Below are 17,613 nucleotides of genomic sequence, written 5' to 3' on the forward strand. Positions count from 1 at the left end.
TTCGACTATTTTTTTGACCATGTTTACTCAGACAGTTTTCTCATAGGAGAAGTACAATGGAGATAACAACACTTCAACTTGTGCTGATATTTCTCGTCTCATGCGTGTCGGGGATGGGGTCTATTCTTGATGAATTCCAGTTTCACCGCCCTCTGGTCGCCTGTACGTTGATTGGTGCCGTGCTCGGTGATTTGCAAACTGGGATCATCATCGGCGGGACCCTGGAAATGATCGCACTGGGATGGATGAATATCGGCGCTGCTGTAGCACCCGATGCTGCGCTCGCGTCCATCATCTCTAATATTCTGGTTATCGCAGGTGGTCAGGGCGTTGGGGCCGGTATTGCACTGGCTATCCCGCTTGCCGCCGCAGGCCAGGTATTGACCATTATCGTTCGTACCATCACCGTTGCCTTTCAGCATGCGGCTGACAGTGCAGCAGAACGCGGTAATTTAAACGCCATCAGTTGGATTCACATCTCCGCTCTGCTGTTGCAGGCAATGCGTATCGCGATCCCGGCACTGATTGTGGCCGTATCCGTCGGTACGGAAGCCGTCCACACACTGCTGAACTCCATCCCTGAGGTAGTGACCAACGGGTTGAACATTGCAGGTGGTATGATCGTGGTGGTTGGTTATGCGATGGTTATCAACATGATGCGTGCTGGTTACCTGATGCCGTTCTTCTACCTTGGCTTCGTAACTGCCGCTTTCACCCAGTTCAACCTGGTTGCACTGGGGGTTATTGGTATCGTGATGGCGATCATGTACATCCAGTTAAGCCCGAAATACAACAAGGCGCAGGGGCAACCCGCCACCGCATCGGGCAACAACGATCTTGATAACGAACTGGACTAACAGGGGTGAGAGAAATGGTTGATTCAACGCAAGAGAAAAAACTGACGCCCAGCGATATCCGTGCGGTGTTTATTCGCTCCAACCTGTTTCAGGGATCGTGGAACTTTGAACGTATGCAGGCACTGGGATTCTGTTTTTCCATGGTGCCGGTCATCCGTCGTCTGTATCCGGAAAACTCGGAAGAGCGCAAACAGGCGATCAAACGCCATCTTGAGTTTTTTAACACGCAACCTTTCGTGGCCGCCCCAGTACTGGGTGTCACCATGGCGATGGAAGAACAGCTTGCGAACGGTGCGCCGATCGATGACGGTGCGATCAACGGTTTGAAAGTGGGCCTGATGGGACCGTTGGCCGGTGTTGGCGACCCGATTTTCTGGGGAACAGCCCGTCCGGTGTTTGCTGCACTGGGTGCAGGTATCGCCATGAGTGGCAGCCTGCTCGGCCCTATTTTGTTCTTCGTGCTGTTTAACCTGGTACGTCTGTTGGTGCGCTACTACGGCGTAGCCTACGGTTACCGTAAAGGCATCGATATCGTCAGTGATATGGGAGGCGGCTTCCTGCAAAAGATGACCGAGGGGGCATCTATCCTCGGCCTGTTTGTCATGGGGGCGTTAGTTAACAAGTGGACCCATGTCAACATCCCCATGGTGGTTTCCCGCGTCACCAACCAGAACGGTGAGACCACGGTCACCACGGTGCAATCGATCCTCGATCAGTTGATGCCAGGGTTAGTACCGTTGCTGCTGACGTTCGGTTGTATGTGGTTGTTACGCCGAAAAGTGAATGCACTGTGGTTGATTATCGGCTTCTTTGCCATTGGTATCTTTGGCTACTGGATTGGGCTGCTGGGCGTTTAATACCAACAGCACGTAGCAACGACGATGGGCGGTGCGTGCGCCACTCATCGTCAGCCAGCCTGTGATAAACTACCGGACGCGCCGTGACTCACGCCGCGTCCTTTATTTTTCGCCCTACAACGAGTTTCGCTCAACGCAAAGAATCAGGAGAATGAGATGAACGCATCCCACACATTTGAGAGCAGCGAAGGGTTCGGCAGGTAAGGTGTGGATCCTCGCAGACTTACGGCATCATTGTGCCCAACACGGGATGCATAAAGCTCCCTGATAACTGGAGGATCCACGACATGAAATATACCCCTGTTGGCGTCGATATCGCAAAACATCTGATGCAGGTTCACTTCATTAATGAACATACCGGTGAAGTCATCGATAAACAGATAAAGCGCGACGCGCTGCTGGAATACTTCAGCAATCGGGAGCCTTGCCTGATTGGCATGGAAGCTTGCGGCGGTTCCCAGTACTGGGCGCGGGAGCTGGAAAAACTGGGGCATAAGGTCAGACTACTCCAGGGCAAATTCGTCAAGGCCTTCGTGATGGGCAATAAAAATGACGTGATGGATGCCCGTGCTATCTGGATGGCGGTCCAGCAGCCAGCTAAAGCCGTTGCCGTCAAAACTGAGGAACAGCAGGCAGTACTGTCGCTGCACAAAATGCGCCGCCAGTTAGTGAAGTTCCGCACCGCGCAAATCAACGCGCTGCACGGATTGCTGTTGGAGTTCGGCGAAACTGTGCGTAAAGGCCGGGCGTCACTGGACAAGGCGATACCAGAGGTGCTTGCGCGACTTAAGGAAAAACTGCCACCGTTCCTGATCTACCAGTTTGAAGACCAGCATCGGCGCCTCAATGACCTGGATATGCAGATAGAGGGTATCGAAAAACAGCTTGCCACTTGGGCGAAACAGAATGAGGTCTGTCGGCGGATTATGGACATTCCAGGTGTTGGCCCACTGGTTGCCACCGCAGCAGTTATAGCCAAGCGACATTATTTTGATAACAGCCAGCTATGCTTCTTTGCCGCATATCAGGGCATAGGATGTAATCATTTTTAAGTCGGTTGGCTATACCATCATGGGAGATGCGGGAGCCTTCCGATCAGGACGGGAGTTCGCAGCCTACATCGGCTTGGTGCCAAAGCAAACAGGCACCGGCGGCAAAGTGAGGCTTCTGGGCATCAGTAAACGCGGCGATGCTTATCTGCGGACGCTGTTTATCCACGGAGCCAGGGCTGCGACGCTGCTGGCGAAAGAGCCGAACCCGTGGGTTACGGAGCTGCTGAAAAGACGGACAACCAGCGTTGCGGTGGTGGGGATGGCTAACAAGATAGCGCGCACGGTGTGGGCCCTGGTGGCACATAGCCGAACTTACGACAAAAAACACGTCAGTGTCAGGCCGTTCTGAACGACAGATACTGGCAAAACATTAACTCTTTTAATAGAAGGGTGAATGCTGAAAGGTTGCTAGGGCAGCCGTAGTGATGACAACGACAGGTAAGACCGTGACTCACTAAACCTGAATGGGGTGTTGAGCTTAAAGCTCGCCAGGAGAATGAGGTGTGAGTCAGCGAATCTCATCGATGCCCGCAGCAGCGGCTGCAACAAGGCCGAATATAGAGCTGCAACCTACCGTCAATGTCAACACCACGAATGCTTTGCAAACGGGATGCGTTCATATAGCATACTATGTCAACAACAGATATTGTGCTGATCGTCGTTATTGCGCTTATGTTGGCGTATGCCATTTTTGATGAATTTATCCAACCACTGCGTCAAGGCGGTACTCTTTTGCGGGTGCCATTACGTCGCACCAATCGGCTGGACACGCTGATTTTCGTCGGTCTTATCGGCATTCTTATCTATCAGAATATCATTCATAACGGTATGGTATTAACCACCACGTTATTAATATCTCTGGTGGCCATGTCCCTCTATCTCTCTTATATTCGCCGACCAAAATTATTATTCAAGGCAACAGGTTTTATCTATACCAACATTTTTATTCCTTATAACCGCATTCGTAACATGAATTTATCCGAAGACGGCATACTGGTGGTCGACTTGGAAAAGCGTCGTTTACTGATCAACGTGCAACAATTAGACGACCTTGAGAAAATATATAAATTTATGATTTAAAATCAATAGCATATAAAAATTGTATTTTGATATAACTAAATCACTCAATCAGTTCCCACACGATAACTGGTTATATTTAACCCTGTTAACACTGTTATTATTTTGTAAACTCGGCGCCCCACATGATAATGAAAACAATTACATTTGAAACAATAATAGCGAAATCCCTGCTTTTTATCGGTTGTTTCACGCGTAAATATTATGGTAAGGTTGCGCCGTCATTTGGGGAGTAGCCAATTTCTGAATATCAGTTTCAGAAATGCCCGTATCAACATACTCGTTTTATACCGAAAGATTGTCAGTACCTCCTTCATGCAGAAGCGGACATACGGCAGCAGGTATAGTAAAAACGTGGTGCGGGCGGCAGTGATGCAGGCGAGACCATAGACACATGTCCCCTATTTAGGTTGGGAAGGCGACATGTGGATATGTAGAACCGCCCAGCCGAGGCTATTGCTATGAATCTTTCTGCTACGCTTATTCTTGCTTTTGGCATGTCCATGGATGCTTTCGCGGCTTCCATTGGTAAAGGTGCCGTCCTGCATAAACCCCGTTTTCGTGATGCGATTCGCACCGGCTTAATCTTTGGGCTGATTGAAGCCATTACCCCTCTTATCGGCTGGGCACTGGGTTTCTTTGCCAGCCAATATATCATTGAGTGGGATCATTGGGTGGCTTTCACGCTGCTGGTCATCCTGGGTGGCAGCATGATTATGCAAGGCATCAGCAGTGCACATAACGAGGACGATGAACCGGTGCGACGCCACACGCTGTTTGCTCTGGTTTGTACTGCCATCGCGACCAGTCTCGATGCCATGGCCATCGGTGTAGGTTTGGCCTTATTGCAAGTCAATATCTTCCATACCGCGATGGTTATCGGCTGCGCCACCATGATCATGGTGACACTGGGTATGATGATTGGCCGCTATATCGGTCCGCTAATGGGGAAAAAGGCGGAAATCTTTGGCGGTGTGGTGTTGATTGGCATTGGCAGCAATATTCTCTACGAACACCTGTAAAGCCGGGCAGCTCCTCTGCTTTTATCGGATGCAGCATGACAGAATCATAGACCTTAGCTTTAAGCTGATACAAATGACGCGGACCGGGCGAAACGGTAATCACCCACCCTCGCGCTTACACGGTCCTGGCCAGCTCTTCCCCGTCACAGGGCGCATAAATTTTCAGTATTCCATCCAGCGTCGCATCGCCGAACGGTAAACGTCGGCTTGAGGCAACGCAAAATTCAACCGCCGTATAGCGTTTTGCGGCCCGCTGAATCGCAGCTTTAGAGATATCCAGTCCAAAAATCTGAGCTGCCGGTAACCCGTCCACCAATGCCCCGGTGTAATACCCTTCTCCGCAGCCAATATCCAGCAACGCCTGCGCCTGTGTGGCGAGCACGCGAGGGATATGTTGCAGTAACGCTGCCTGTAACTGCTGATAATGGTCTGCATCAAGAAAAAGGCGACGGGCACGCATCATCTCTGCGTTGTCACCGGGCATTTTGGAGCGCTTAAACTGCACCGTTAGCAGATTGACGTACCCTTCTCTGGCGCGATCGAAATGGTGCATACCGCATGACCATTGGCGATCGTTAGCCAGTAGCGGCTGATGGCAGAGCGGGCATTGATAGAACATGGACATATTTTCCTACAGAGCGATAACAACACGAGCGGATTGACGGCAAGGGAAAAGGCAGACAACAAAAAACCCGCACTATGGCGGGTTTTGCACCGGAAACGGTAATTACAGCGCGGTTACGTTAACAGCAGAAGGACCTTTCTGGCCGTCTTGAATTTCGAACTCTACGCTCTGGCCTTCAGCCAGCGTTTTAAAACCGGTACCTTGGATTGCAGAGAAGTGAACAAACACGTCTTTGCTGCCGTCACCAGGCGTAATGAAACCAAAACCTTTGGACTCATTGAACCACTTAACCTGACCTTTAATCTTTGCCATTTTACACATTTCCTTTAATTGTTTAAACCGCCCAAAGGCGTTATACAGACAAACCAAAGTCGTTACTGCTTTGAGGCACCAAGATAAGGATCGGCAGAGAAGTAGTGCGCAACGCTAAAGGTTGTATCATTAACTTCCTTACTGAAAATGCCACTCATATACAGAACTGTACCTCGTTTCACCCAGATGCGTTATTACACACTCTGAAAACGATGGCAAGCTATTTTTCTTCAGTCACAGACGCGCCGCACAAAATAAGGCTTTACCCCCTGTAACAACAGCATTAAACACGCCGCTGCCATCACAAATAGGCAACGGATAACCCACTGAATATACGTGGTTTTATTTATTAATCCGTAAAATGTAACTCCCTGGGAATCCTTGCTACCGTTAAGGCGCATTTGCCATAGCAAAATGTTATAAATTTAGAACTTATTTACGATAAGAAAATAAAAGGAATGATTTCTTATTATTATGCTAGTGGGAGGAAAATGCATCCTATGACACAGGTTCCTCCCACTAGGATCCATTAATACCCTTGAACCATTACACCAACTAACAACGCCAGTACCACCAAGAGAATGATACTGGCCATCTTCCAGCGCCTTTCTGATTTTCCTCCCATTGCGAATACCCTCCCAACATCGCATACTTCCATTGCACACCTTTTGGTATATCGGCCGATTAACATTTTTTTTTATGCATGTTGTGCCATCAGACAGCATTTAGCATCTAACGAAAAAACATCATAAACACATCAGCAACAGTTAGACTTCATTCGTTACGTTAAGTAAGATTTGTTAACCAGAATCACGATTTTACAACAAAGCCACGTTCAGGATATGCAAGGATCGCGCAAAAGCACACGGCAGTGGATAAATACAGGGTATCAGCGTCGCAGTTATCGCACGAGACGCTTGACTTAAATGCTATTGAGAATTATTTTCATCTAATAATTAACCATCTCGACTTGTAAGGATATGTCTATGCGTTTCTTTCAGGCCTTCAACCCTTCTCGAATTGTAAGTCTTACCCTGCCTCTGGCGCTCCTCGCCGCATTGACTCTCGCCTCACCTGCGAATGCCAAAGACAAACTCAAGGTTGTCACCACCTTTACCATCATTCAGGATATCGCGCATAACATCGCGGGAGAGGCGGCTATCGTGGAATCGATCACCAAGCCGGGCGCCGAGATCCATGACTACCAGCCCACACCGCGGGATATCGTTAAGGCGCAGTCCGCGGACCTTATCTTGTGGAACGGTTTGAACCTGGAGCGCTGGTTTAGCCGCTTCTTTGAAAATATTAAAGATGTTCCGGCCATTACGGTGACGGAAGGGATAACACCATTGCCTATCCGTGCAGGGGCCTATAACGGCAACCCAAACCCACATGCCTGGATGTCCCCCAGCAACGCTTTAATTTATGTCGATAACATCCGTAAGGGACTGGTGCAATACGATCCGGATAACGCGGAGATCTATAACCGTAACGCAAAGGCTTATGCGGAAAAAATCACCGCACTGGATGCTCCCCTGCGTGAGCGTTTGGCAAGGATTCCGGAAGCTCAACGGTGGCTTGTCACCAGCGAAGGGGCCTTTAGCTACCTCACCACCGATTATCAGTTCAACGAAGTCTATCTGTGGCCGATCAACGCCGATGAGCAGGGTTCCCCCCAGCAAGTGCGCCGCGTGATCGATACCGTGCGCGAAAAACACATCCCCGTGGTGTTTAGTGAAAGCACCATTTCTGATAAGCCGGCCAAGCAGGTCAGTAAAGAAACCGGCGCGAAATATGGCGGTGTGTTGTATGTTGACTCATTGTCTAATGAAAAGGGTCCGGTTCCCACTTATCTGGATCTGCTGCAAACCACGGTGAACACCATCGCCGAAGGATTCAATCAATGAGTCGTACACCCGAACTAGCCCTCACCGTCGACGATGTCTCTGTGACTTACAGCAACGGCCATCAGGCGATTCTAAACGCGTCCTTTTCACTGGGCGGCGGCACGATCTGCGCACTGGTCGGGGTCAACGGCAGCGGTAAATCGACTTTATTCAAGAGCATTATGGGGCTGGTGAAGCCCTCTTCAGGCCACGTCCGTCTCAACGGTGAAGCCATTAGTGAGGCATTGAAAAAAAATCTCATCGCCTATGTGCCGCAAACGGAAGAGGTTGACTGGAATTTTCCCGTGCTGGTTTCCGACGTGGTGATGATGGGGCGTTACGGCAAAATGAATTTTTTGCGCATCCCGCGCCAACAAGATCGTGACGTGATAAACGATGCCATGGCCCGCGTCGGCATGAGCGCGCTCAGTCAACGGCAAATCGGTGAACTCTCCGGTGGTCAAAAAAAGCGCGTTTTTCTGGCGCGTGCGCTGGCACAACAAGGGGGTGTGCTGCTGTTGGATGAACCCTTTACTGGCGTTGATGTGAAAACTGAAAACGCCATTATCGATATGTTGCGTACTTTGCGCGACGAGGGACATCTGATTTTGGTGGCGACCCATAACCTCGGGAGCGTGCCTGAATTTTGTGACAACGTAATTCTGGTTAACCGCACCGTGCTAGCGGCCGGCCCTACCGCGACCACCTTTACCCAGAGTAATCTGGAGAAAACCTTTGGCGGCGTACTGCGCCACATTAACCTCGGTGGCGAACACCTGCACGACGATGACGACGCCCGCACTGTCACCGTCTTGACCGACGATGAGCGCCCTGCCGTCTTCTACGGTTCAACCCCCAGCGATACACCGGCATTCCGCTCCCGGCCAGAGGATAACTAACGTAGATGTTTGAACTTTTTTTGCAACCGTTCCACTACAACTACATGGTGAAAGCCATTTGGGTGAGTGCCATCGTGGGCGGTGTCTGTGCCTTTCTTTCCGCTTACCTGATGCTCAAGGGCTGGTCGTTGATGGGCGATGCGCTCTCCCACTCTGTCGTGCCCGGCGTCGCGGGAGCCTATGCCCTTGGGTTGCCCTATGCAGCAGGCGCTTTTTTTACCGGGATGCTAGCGGCCTTGGCAATGACGCTTATCCGTCACATCACACGCTTGCGTGAAGATGCCATTATCGGCTTTATCTTTTCCACTTTTTTTGCCGCCGGGTTGCTCATCATCTCCCTCAACCCCACCTCGGTTAACGTGCAGTCGATTATTTTTGGCAACATCCTCGGCATTGCCGATGAAGACGTGCTTCAGGTCGAGATTATCATCGGCATTACCTTCATCATCATGTGCGTACTGTGGAAAGATCTGCTGGCGGTATTTTTTGATGAAAGCCACGCCCGCTCCATTGGTTTATCGCCACTGAAGCTTAAAATCCTGTTTTTTACCCTGCTGAGCGCCTGCACGGTCGCAGCACTGCAAACGGTAGGTGCCATTTTGGTGATTGCTATGGTGATCACACCCGGTGCCACTGCCTATCTGTTAACCGACCGCTTTGGCAGACTGATTATCATTGCCATTGCCCTCGGTGTCATCAGCAGCGCGTTGGGTGCCTATCTCAGTTTTTATCTTGATGGCGCAACCGGCGGTGTGATTGTCACGTTGCAAACGCTGATTTTTCTGCTAGCGTTTCTATTTGCCCCGAAACATGGCCTGTTGGCAACGCGGCGCGCACGCCACCTTGCCACAGAAGGAGATCAGCCATGAGTCTGCTGTTAGATTGGATTCTGGAGCCGCTTGCCTACCCGTTCATGCAACGCGCGCTGCTGGCTGCCGTCGTCACAGGCGTTGTGTGTGCGGTACTCTCCTGCTACCTGGTGCTTAAAGGCTGGTCCTTAATGGGGGATGCCATCTCCCATGCCGTGCTGCCCGGCATTGTTGTGGCATTTTTGCTCGGTATTCCTTTTGCGGTGGGCGCATTTGCCTCCGGCGTGCTGTGCGCGCTTGCTACCGGTTACCTGAAAGAGCATAGCCGAGTCAAAGAAGATACCGTGATGGGCATCGTTTTCTCAGGCATGTTCGCCCTCGGGCTGGTCATGTTTGCCCGGGTAGATACCGACCAACACCTGTCGCATATTCTTTTTGGTAATGTGTTAGGGAGCACCACACAAGAATTAACGCAAATCCTGCTGATTGCCGCTGTTACGCTGGCGATTGTCATGCTCAAGCGCCGTGACCTGATGCTGTATTGCTTTGATCCACACCATGCCCGCGTGATTGGTCTGCCGGTCAAATGGCTCCACTACGGTCTGCTTTGCCTGTTGGCCATGACTATCGTTGCCTCGCTACAAACCGTTGGGGTTATTTTGGTCATCGCCATGCTGATCGCCCCCGGTATCGTCGCATTTATGGTCTGTAAAACCTTCGATGGTATGCTGGTCGTCGCCACCTGCGTGTCGGTGTTTTCCTGCGTTAGCGGCACGCTGATCAGCTTTTATCTGGATGGTGCCACCGGGCCCTGTATCGTGTTGGTGCAAGCGCTGTTCTTTGCCCTGGCCTTGGTCGTGCATCAGGTTCGTACCCGGCGTCAGCATATTGCGCAGACTGCATTGTCTTAAGACGATAGCGTGTTTTTTAGCCTGTGGCGGACGATTCGGGTTATACTGCTCTAGGTTTCAGACGCAGCGGCGGGTGATTGCCCATGCTGTGCGACAGCTTCAGGTTTACTGATAAGGAATACGCTAAGGTAACAATCTCTGCGTAACATCATCAACGGGGGTGGCGCTATGTGGCAAGCAATCGGCAAGCTATTGGATGAACATCTTGGAACCGCTGATATCTTCGAGTACCAGGCGTGTGAAGCTGGCGAAATGCACACCGTCTGGCAGGTCAAATACGGGGAGTATGATGTTTTCGTAAAGAGCGATATCCGTGAGATGTTGCCCAAATTCACCGCTGAAGCCGATCAACTGGCGCTGCTGGCACGCAGTCGTACTGTGCGTGTCCAGGCTGTGTATGGCGTCGGCAGTTCACGCGACCACAGTTTTCTGCTGATGGAATACCTCGCCCCCAAACCCCTGGATGCTCACAGTGCCTGGTGCCTCGGAGAACAGCTGGCGCACTTGCATCAGTGGAGTGACCAACCTCAGTTTGGTTTGGATTTTGACAATGACCTCTCGACCACGCCACAACCTAATAGCTGGCAGCGACGTTGGGCGACCTTCTTTGCCGAACAGCGCATTGGCTGGCAGTTACAGCTGGCTGCTGAAAAAGGGATGTATTTAGGTGATATCGACTCGTTGATTTTACAGGTGGAATCACGTCTGGCCGGACATCAACCGCAACCGTCACTGCTGCACGGCGATCTTTGGCCCGACAACTGTGCCAGTTATCACGACGGCAGTTTCCTGTTCGATCCCGCCAGCTATTGGGGCGACAGAGAGTGTGATTTGGCAATGTTACCCCTCACCCCCTCACTGGCGCCGCAAATCTATGACGGTTACCAAAACGTCTGGCCGCTGGATAAAGGCTTTATCGAACGCCAGCCGCTATACCAAATCTATTATCTGCTTAATCGGGCAAATCTGTTTGGTGGGCAACACATTAAGCGTGTTGCTTAATAGTGAAATAAGGGTGTTTCGGTGATTGAAGTAAATTTTACGCTGTTCTGAGATGGAAATTCCAAAGACCGGCGCTAAGGAGTAAGAAGGTATCATCAATAAAGGGTCTACGATTCCGTAAAATTTGGGTCATGCAACCGAGGCGCTTGATACCCGCGATGGCGTGTTCAACTGTAATACGGATGCCCGAGATTATTTTATTTTCTTGTTTTTGTTCAGGCGATAAAGGTCTTTTTCGAGTTCCTTTTTTTGGGATTTGTGTATTAGGATGCTGTTTATCTATACCTTGAAAACCGGTATCTGCCCAGATGGTTACCTCAGGAGGAATATGGCGAATTATATCGACTTTATCGAGTAAGCGTTTATCGTGACGGCGCCCATTTTTGCTCATGGGGATAAATCCAATTTGCCTTGTTTCGTCAGTCATAATAAGCCCTTTTCGAGTGGTCTGTCTTTTCTTTCCCGAATACATTTTTTTTCGCCGACGCAGATTCTTAGGCTTTTGGACAGGTCGCTCTGTCCCATCAATAAAGACGTCTTTAACTCCAGGAAAGGCGCGAAAAAATTCCTCAGCAGAGCGAATTTGACGAGCGGGCAAAACACATTCTCGCCCCAAGGTCATCTCTAAAACCGGCAATAATATTTTTACCCAGCGACATACCCGTGTTCTATCTAAACCAAAAAGAAGTCCTTGCAAATCATAGGTCGGATAACATTTTAAATACAATAAAATAAAAAGCAGTTTATCTAATGGGGTTGGGATAAATCCTTTCTGCCCTGCACCCATCTGCCGCTCGTGATCTTTTCGATTCTTTCTCCGATAAATCAAATAACAAGCTGAAAATTCAGCGGCTAAATTTTTCAATTCTTCGACTGATAATCCAATGATTGCTTTACATAAACGATTATCTCGTAACAACCGCTCTTTGTTGATCATTTCAAACCTTTATTCTCTAAGTTAAACCTCTTTTTATTCTCAATAGCCTGACAAAAAATGCAAGTCTCTATTCAGCAACTAGTTTATTATTGCGGCGCAACACGCTATTGAGCAGCAGTTGACCACGTGAGTCACGCCCCCCTTGCGCATGACGGCGCAAGGGGGGCAACTGCTATCACACCGATACGCTCAGCAAGCGCAAAACCAGATAACCAACAACGGCGGTAATAACGGGCATGATATAAAGCGGGAGATATTGCAGAAAAATGGTGTGGTGTGGCACTTCTGCCCGTGACGCCAGCTCTTCGCGGGTTCGTCCCTCACTCCCCTTCATTTTCTCCAGGATCACCTGATCTTCAATGCCCTCACGCACTGTGCGCACCTGCCGCGACATGCGCGCACCGCTAACTTGCAGTGCCAGCCCGACAAAAATCAGTAGATAGATAATCCAGAACATGATGCTGGCCGCAGCGAAGGGCCGGGAGAAATCCGGCATCGGCGAGTTGTACCAAAAAAGGTTAAGAAACGGCGTGTTAAAGCGCGTCATGTCAATCATCAGGTGCAGGAAATCCAGAAGTACCGCATCAATACCCTGCTTTTTTTGCGTATATTGATAGACATAGTTCGCCAGCGAAATGCAGGTTGAGAGCAGCGCCGGGATAAAAAGGATCCATCCTGCGATGCGTTTTATAATCGCAATAAGACCCGCCTGTTGGTACGTCATGAGTTCCCCTTATAAATGACGCGATAAAATAGCCTTCATCCGGCACCTTCAACGCCGGAGAGTGGGCAGGCAACGCCGAAACAGAAGCCGCTGACATATCCCATTGCATTATAAACATAATAATCGTTGATAGGCAGTGCAGGCACCATTACACAAGGTCCCATGTAGTGGTCAACTAAATTTGACCACCCTACCTGACTGTTGATGGGACAGCCGTTCTGATTCATTTGGTGTTAACCCACCGTTATACCAGTGAGGTCTGACATCGCTATAATAATGGGTTATGTAGCGAATAATGGATGATTGAGCAGTACTAAAGCTTTGGTAGCCAGTCGTTGGCACCCATTCAGTCTTCAGACTACGGAAGAATCGCTCCATCGGACTATTATCCCGACAATTTCCTCTGCGACTCGGCTTTGTTGAATAATTTAAGATACTGATTTATATAAGCATTATAAAATTTCAACGCCTAATTTTTCCTCTCGGAATGCTTTTTATTGTGCTAACTATTTGATTTGTCGTTCTAACAAAATACATTCTCTGTAAATGCATTCTAACTAAAGAAGATGTAAATCAAACGGTTAAATTATTCAACAAAGCCCTGCGACTCATACTTTGGGTCATCTGATAACGCCACAATGCCTGCCTATACTGAAGACTGGTGTAATGGCTTCCTTGGTCACTATGAAACATGACTTGTTTGGGATGCCCACGCAGTTCCCAAGCCATTTGTAGTGCTTTGGCTGTTAATTCTGAATCTGGCGAAAACGACATTGCCCAACCCACGGGTTTTCGGGCAAATAAATCTAATACCACCGCCAGATACGCCCATCGGGCGCCTGTCCAAATATAGGTTACATCGCCGCACCAAACCTGGTCAGGCTTGGTAACAGCGAACTGCCTATTGAGCAGATTTGGAATATCAATGGCTTTGTTGAATAAATCGAACTTTCAGGGGATCGCCGGATCAAAGCACTATCATCGCTCCCGATAGCAGCTCCCCATGGCAAAGCAAAAGTTTAAAATCACCAACTGGCCCACCTACAACAAAGCACTCAGACAACGCGGCTCCCTGACGGTCTGGCTTGATGAGTCGGCCATCGCTGCATGGACTGACAGTTCTTCGCCTGAAGGTCGTGGTCGGCCGCTTTACTACACCGATATGGCTTACCACGGTTTTGATGATAAAGCGCGTGTTTAACCTGTCGCTCCGGGCATTACAGGGCTTTGTCGACTCGGTTTTTACACTGATGAGCCTGCCACTGTGCTGCCCGGACTACTCTCTGGTCAGTCGGCGGGCAAAAACCGTCAGTATCAGCATAAAAACGCCAACGCGTGGTGAAATCTCGCATCTGGTCATCGACAGTACCGGTCTGAAGGTCTTTGGCGAAGGTGAATGGAAAGTCAGGCAGCATGGGGCTGACAGATGAAGAGTGTGGCGCAAGCTTCATCTGGCAGCAGACAGTGCGACGCATGAGATTATCTGTGCCGACTTATCGCTCAGCGGAACGACAGATGCGCAGGCACTGCCGGGCCTGATTAACCAAACCCACCGAAAAATCAGGGAAGTGTCAGCAGACGGTGCTTATGACGCCCGTTACTGCCACGATGCGTTGCTAAGAAAGAAAATCAGGCCCCTTATCCCGCCGCGAAGCGGAGCCAAATACTGGCCGGACAAGTACCATAAACGTAACCATGCGGTGGCGAATCAGCGTCTGAGCGGGAGTAATGATATGTGGAAAAAGAAAGTGGGTTATCACCGGCGTTCAGTGGCAGAAACAGCGATGTTCCGCATAAAAACTTTGCTGGGTGGCCATCTGAGCCTGCGTGACTATGAGGCTCAAGTAGGTGAAGCCATAGCGATGGTCAAAGCGCTGAACCGTATGACGTTGTTGGGTATGCCACACAGCGTCAGGATAGGATAACAGGTGTAGCAGAGGGAGTCATCCTGTCGGCTAATTCTGATTTATTCAACAAAGCCAATATCAATACGTTCATTTCCCCCGCGGTTGTATTGATGTTTTCTTGTTTGGCAACTAACGAGGGTTAATTCTTTAATCAACTTACCCGCTAACCACCGCCCAAGTTTCACGTCGTGTGTATTGGTAACCATCGTGGCGATAGTCCTTGCGCCCGCAGACCCGCCACTAACGTTCCACGCTTCGCTGACCAGGCTACGTTTTATCGTCCGCTCAATATCTGGCTCCTTAGGTCGACACCAATAGCGATAACTGCTTCGGTGAACATTAAAAATACGACACAACGCTTTCACTGGATAAAGCGCTCTTAGCTTTTCAACTACCGAGAATTTTTCAGTGAGTCGGACATTAAGAGCGCAGTAGCCGAGTCTGTAAAGAATTTCGTGTAAATGGCTCCATCGCTTAACCGGAAATCCGATCTCCATACATCAACATGAATTGGCTCATAGCCGGTTTCCAGTCTCTGATTGGTAGGGTCCATTTAGCCGAGATATTATGCAAGGCTAGATAGAATAATTTTAGCACCGAGTCATCCGTTGGAAATATTCGTCGCGTTTTCGTTATCTTGCGCAATGAAGCATTTAACGACTCTATCGCGTTGGTGGTGTAGATATAGCCAACCGACTTAAAAATGATTACATCCTATGCCCTGATATGCGGCAAAGAAGCATAGCTGGCTGTTATCAAAATAATGTCGCTTGGCTATAACCTTGCGAATCTCCGGCGGAAAATCAAAAATGACGATGAGACGTTCCCAATTATTTCTCCACGATGGGCTGATCGTCGGGAACTGTTCATCCCATTTGGCCGCGAAGGCATCCAGGACCTCTTCAGCGCCCTCTAGCGTTGCGGAACTATAGATAGTGCGGAGGTCAGCAGCAACGGCTTTACGCTCTTTCCAGCCGACGTAGCGCAGCGAGTTCCGCACCTGATGCACGATGCAGAGCTGTACCCGCGTATGCGGGTAAACAGCTTCAATGGCATCAGGAAAGCCCTTCAGGCCATCGCAGCAGGCGATGAAGATGTCCTGTAGCCCACGATTTTTCAGTTCTGTCATTACAGATAACCAGAACTTGGCCCCTTCGGTTTTGGCTATCCATAGCCCCAGCAGCTCTTTTTCGCCCTGGCCGTTGATGCCTAGAGCCAAGTAAACAGACTTGTTGGTCACGGCTCCGCCGTCCTAGCTTTTGACCACAATACAGTCAAGGTAAACAATGGGATAAAACGCATCCAGCGGCCGTTGCTGCCAGCGCTTAACGTCATCCATCACGGCATTGGTCACTTGAGAAATGAAGCCAGCGGAAACTGTAGTGGTTGAATAATCAGGACACTAAACTTACATCCAAAACGGAGGTGTTTAGTGAACCATAAACGACAATTTACCCCTGAGTTTAAAAAGGAAGCCGTTGCCCTGGTAACAGAGCAGGGCTATACGATAGCCAGGGCAGCAGCATCGCTGGGCATAAGCAACAAAACCCTGCATACATGGGTCTCGCTGGCACGCGAGCAGAGCAACGGCGTACTCAGCGATGATGAACGTGCAGAGTTAAAACGGTTACAAAAGGAAAACAAAGAGTTACGTACAGAGAAGGAGATACTAAAAAAGGCGAGTGCCTTCTTCGCGAAACATATGTCGTGAGATACCGGTTCATTCTCGACAATGCCACTGACTTCAGCGTTCGTACACTCTGTCGGGTCATGCGTGTGACGGCCTCTGCCTGGTATGCATGGCGAAAAAAGCTCGCCGAACCGCTGCAAAAAGACGTGGAGGTCCGGGTCAGGTTAAAGGCGCTGTTCGCCGCCAGCAGGCAGGGAGCAGGAAGCCGGACGCTGGTCAAAAGGCTTCGTGGAGAAGGCATCATAATCAGCCGCTGGCGGGTGAGGAAACTCATGCAGGAATAGGGGCTGGTCTGCCGACAGCGCCGGACTTATAAGGTCACGACAAAACCCCGCCCGGGTGCAGAGGTGGCCCCAAACCTGCTGAACCAGAATTTTAACCCGCCGGGGCCAAATCAGGTGTGGGCGAGTGACATCACGTATAGCCAAGCGACATTATTTTGATAACAGCCAGCTATGCTTCTTTGCCGCATATCAGGGCATAGGATGTAATCATTTTTAAGTCGGTTGGCTATATCTGAAGACCGGTGAAGGCTGGCTGTATCTGGCGGCTATTATGGATTTGTACTCCCGGCAGATAGTGGGCTGGCAGGTGGACAGACGGATGACCTCATCGCTGGTCTGCGGGGCCCTGATGAAGGCATATAACCTGCGAACTCCCCCCCCCCGGGCCTGGTGGTGCATACGGACAGGGGGGCGCAGTACACGGGACAACGCTTTCAGGCGCTGCTGAGCAGCTACAGGCTGAGGAGCAGTATGGGAGACGTGGGTGCCTGCTGGGATAATGCGGTGATGGAGCGCTTCTGGGGCAGTCTGAAACATGAATGGTTGCTGCTGGTACCCCAGCCAACACGGGCTTACATGGAGCAGGATGTGGCGACGTATATCCGCTACTACAACCTAGACAGGCATCATGCCGCTAACGGGGATCTGTCTCCGGTGCGTTATGAACAAATGGCTGAGAAAAAAGTGTCCTGATTTACTTGACCAGTGCAGAGAAAATGCAATCCTGCCCTGCGGGTTGCAGGCCGATCGTTGGCATCACGG

General features: G+C 50.1%; 15 protein-coding genes and 6 pseudogenes. 12 read left to right on the forward strand and 9 right to left on the reverse strand.

Annotated features, from left to right (window positions below):
- The first annotated feature begins 56 nt into the window (after positions 1 to 56).
- From ACQGXV_RS31450 to mntP, 5 genes and pseudogenes are all read left to right on the forward strand, one after another.
- Positions 57 to 857, forward strand: coding sequence for a PTS mannose/fructose/sorbose transporter subunit IIC (locus ACQGXV_RS31450; RefSeq protein ID WP_440864219.1), 801 nt, complete (start codon positions 57 to 59; stop codon positions 855 to 857).
- 14 nt (positions 858 to 871) lie between these two features.
- Positions 872 to 1,714 (forward strand): PTS mannose transporter subunit IID, encoded by an 843-nt coding sequence (locus ACQGXV_RS31455; RefSeq protein ID WP_440864220.1) that lies wholly within the window; start codon positions 872 to 874, stop codon positions 1,712 to 1,714.
- A gap of 287 nt (positions 1,715 to 2,001) precedes the next feature.
- Positions 2,002 to 3,115: pseudogene (locus ACQGXV_RS31460) on the forward strand (IS110 family transposase).
- A gap of 281 nt (positions 3,116 to 3,396) precedes the next feature.
- Positions 3,397 to 3,846: a DUF986 family protein gene (locus tag ACQGXV_RS31465; RefSeq protein ID WP_440864221.1), complete on the forward strand. Its 450-nt coding sequence runs from the start codon at positions 3,397 to 3,399 to the stop codon at positions 3,844 to 3,846.
- A gap of 458 nt (positions 3,847 to 4,304) precedes the next feature.
- Positions 4,305 to 4,865: a manganese efflux pump MntP gene (mntP, locus tag ACQGXV_RS31470; RefSeq protein ID WP_440864222.1), complete on the forward strand. Its 561-nt coding sequence runs from the start codon at positions 4,305 to 4,307 to the stop codon at positions 4,863 to 4,865.
- Here mntP and rlmA read toward each other — a convergent pair.
- From rlmA to ACQGXV_RS31485, 3 genes and pseudogenes are all read right to left on the reverse strand, one after another.
- Positions 4,864 to 5,484: pseudogene (gene rlmA, locus ACQGXV_RS31475) on the reverse strand (23S rRNA (guanine(745)-N(1))-methyltransferase); the annotation flags it as partial. The gene mntP and the pseudogene rlmA sit on opposite strands and share 2 nt — an antisense overlap.
- A gap of 108 nt (positions 5,485 to 5,592) precedes the next feature.
- On the reverse strand, positions 5,593 to 5,802 hold the full coding sequence (gene cspE, locus ACQGXV_RS31480; RefSeq protein WP_440864223.1) for a transcription antiterminator/RNA stability regulator CspE: 210 nt from the start codon (positions 5,800 to 5,802) through the stop codon (positions 5,593 to 5,595).
- A 62-nt stretch (positions 5,803 to 5,864) separates the two neighbouring features.
- On the reverse strand, positions 5,865 to 5,960 hold the full coding sequence (locus tag ACQGXV_RS31485) for a DUF2627 domain-containing protein (protein WP_440867748.1): 96 nt from the start codon (positions 5,958 to 5,960) through the stop codon (positions 5,865 to 5,867).
- An 828-nt stretch (positions 5,961 to 6,788) separates the two neighbouring features.
- Here ACQGXV_RS31485 and ACQGXV_RS31490 point away from each other — a divergent pair.
- The 5 genes from ACQGXV_RS31490 to ACQGXV_RS31510 all read left to right on the forward strand — a co-directional run bounded on the left by ACQGXV_RS31490 (position 6,789) and on the right by ACQGXV_RS31510 (position 11,309).
- Positions 6,789 to 7,709: a metal ABC transporter substrate-binding protein gene (locus ACQGXV_RS31490; RefSeq protein ID WP_440867749.1), complete on the forward strand. Its 921-nt coding sequence runs from the start codon at positions 6,789 to 6,791 to the stop codon at positions 7,707 to 7,709.
- Positions 7,706 to 8,587: a manganese/iron ABC transporter ATP-binding protein gene (locus ACQGXV_RS31495; protein ID WP_440864224.1), complete on the forward strand. Its 882-nt coding sequence runs from the start codon at positions 7,706 to 7,708 to the stop codon at positions 8,585 to 8,587. The genes ACQGXV_RS31490 and ACQGXV_RS31495 overlap by 4 nt, the downstream gene beginning before the upstream one ends.
- 5 nt (positions 8,588 to 8,592) lie before the next feature.
- Positions 8,593 to 9,456: a metal ABC transporter permease gene (locus ACQGXV_RS31500; protein WP_440864225.1), complete on the forward strand. Its 864-nt coding sequence runs from the start codon at positions 8,593 to 8,595 to the stop codon at positions 9,454 to 9,456.
- Complete coding sequence (locus ACQGXV_RS31505; protein ID WP_440864226.1) at positions 9,453 to 10,307, forward strand: metal ABC transporter permease; 855 nt, start codon at positions 9,453 to 9,455, stop codon at positions 10,305 to 10,307. The genes ACQGXV_RS31500 and ACQGXV_RS31505 overlap by 4 nt, the downstream gene beginning before the upstream one ends.
- Positions 10,308 to 10,475: 168 nt before the next feature.
- The gene (locus ACQGXV_RS31510; protein ID WP_440864227.1) at positions 10,476 to 11,309 is read left to right on the forward strand and encodes a fructosamine kinase family protein; all 834 of its coding nucleotides are present in this window, start codon (positions 10,476 to 10,478) and stop codon (positions 11,307 to 11,309) included.
- 37 nt (positions 11,310 to 11,346) lie between these two features.
- Here the strand turns inward: ACQGXV_RS31510 and ACQGXV_RS31515 are convergent, their stop codons facing one another.
- From ACQGXV_RS31515 to ACQGXV_RS31530, 4 genes and pseudogenes are all read right to left on the reverse strand, one after another.
- On the reverse strand, positions 11,347 to 12,246 hold the full coding sequence (locus ACQGXV_RS31515) for a transposase family protein (RefSeq protein ID WP_440864228.1): 900 nt from the start codon (positions 12,244 to 12,246) through the stop codon (positions 11,347 to 11,349).
- Positions 12,247 to 12,421: 175 nt separating this feature from the next.
- A complete protein-coding gene (locus ACQGXV_RS31520) occupies positions 12,422 to 12,970 on the reverse strand; it encodes a YniB family protein (protein WP_440864229.1) in 549 nt (182 codons plus the stop codon).
- Positions 12,971 to 13,141: 171 nt separating this feature from the next.
- On the reverse strand, positions 13,142 to 13,411 hold the full coding sequence (locus ACQGXV_RS31525) for an integrase core domain-containing protein (protein ID WP_440867750.1): 270 nt from the start codon (positions 13,409 to 13,411) through the stop codon (positions 13,142 to 13,144).
- A gap of 159 nt (positions 13,412 to 13,570) precedes the next feature.
- Positions 13,571 to 13,897 (reverse strand): annotated as a pseudogene (locus ACQGXV_RS31530) (DDE-type integrase/transposase/recombinase); the annotation flags it as partial.
- Between the two features lie 76 nt (positions 13,898 to 13,973).
- On the opposite strand from ACQGXV_RS31530, the pseudogene ACQGXV_RS31535 reads away from it, so the two are divergent.
- Positions 13,974 to 14,895, forward strand: a pseudogene (locus tag ACQGXV_RS31535) (IS5 family transposase).
- A gap of 41 nt (positions 14,896 to 14,936) precedes the next feature.
- Here the strand turns inward: ACQGXV_RS31535 and ACQGXV_RS31540 are convergent.
- Positions 14,937 to 15,083, reverse strand: a complete 147-nt coding sequence (locus tag ACQGXV_RS31540; protein WP_440864230.1) for a hypothetical protein — start codon at positions 15,081 to 15,083, stop codon at positions 14,937 to 14,939.
- Between the two features lie 268 nt (positions 15,084 to 15,351).
- Positions 15,352 to 16,255, reverse strand: a pseudogene (locus ACQGXV_RS31545) (IS256 family transposase); the annotation flags it as partial.
- A gap of 54 nt (positions 16,256 to 16,309) precedes the next feature.
- Between ACQGXV_RS31545 and ACQGXV_RS31550 the strand changes: the two are divergent.
- Positions 16,310 to 17,544 (forward strand): annotated as a pseudogene (locus ACQGXV_RS31550) (IS3 family transposase).
- Positions 17,545 to 17,613: the final 69 nt, after the last annotated feature.

The sequence above is a fragment of the Symbiopectobacterium purcellii genome (assembly GCF_052050035.1).
In the GTDB taxonomy this organism is placed as follows: Bacteria; Pseudomonadota; Gammaproteobacteria; order Enterobacterales; family Enterobacteriaceae; genus Symbiopectobacterium; species Symbiopectobacterium purcellii_A.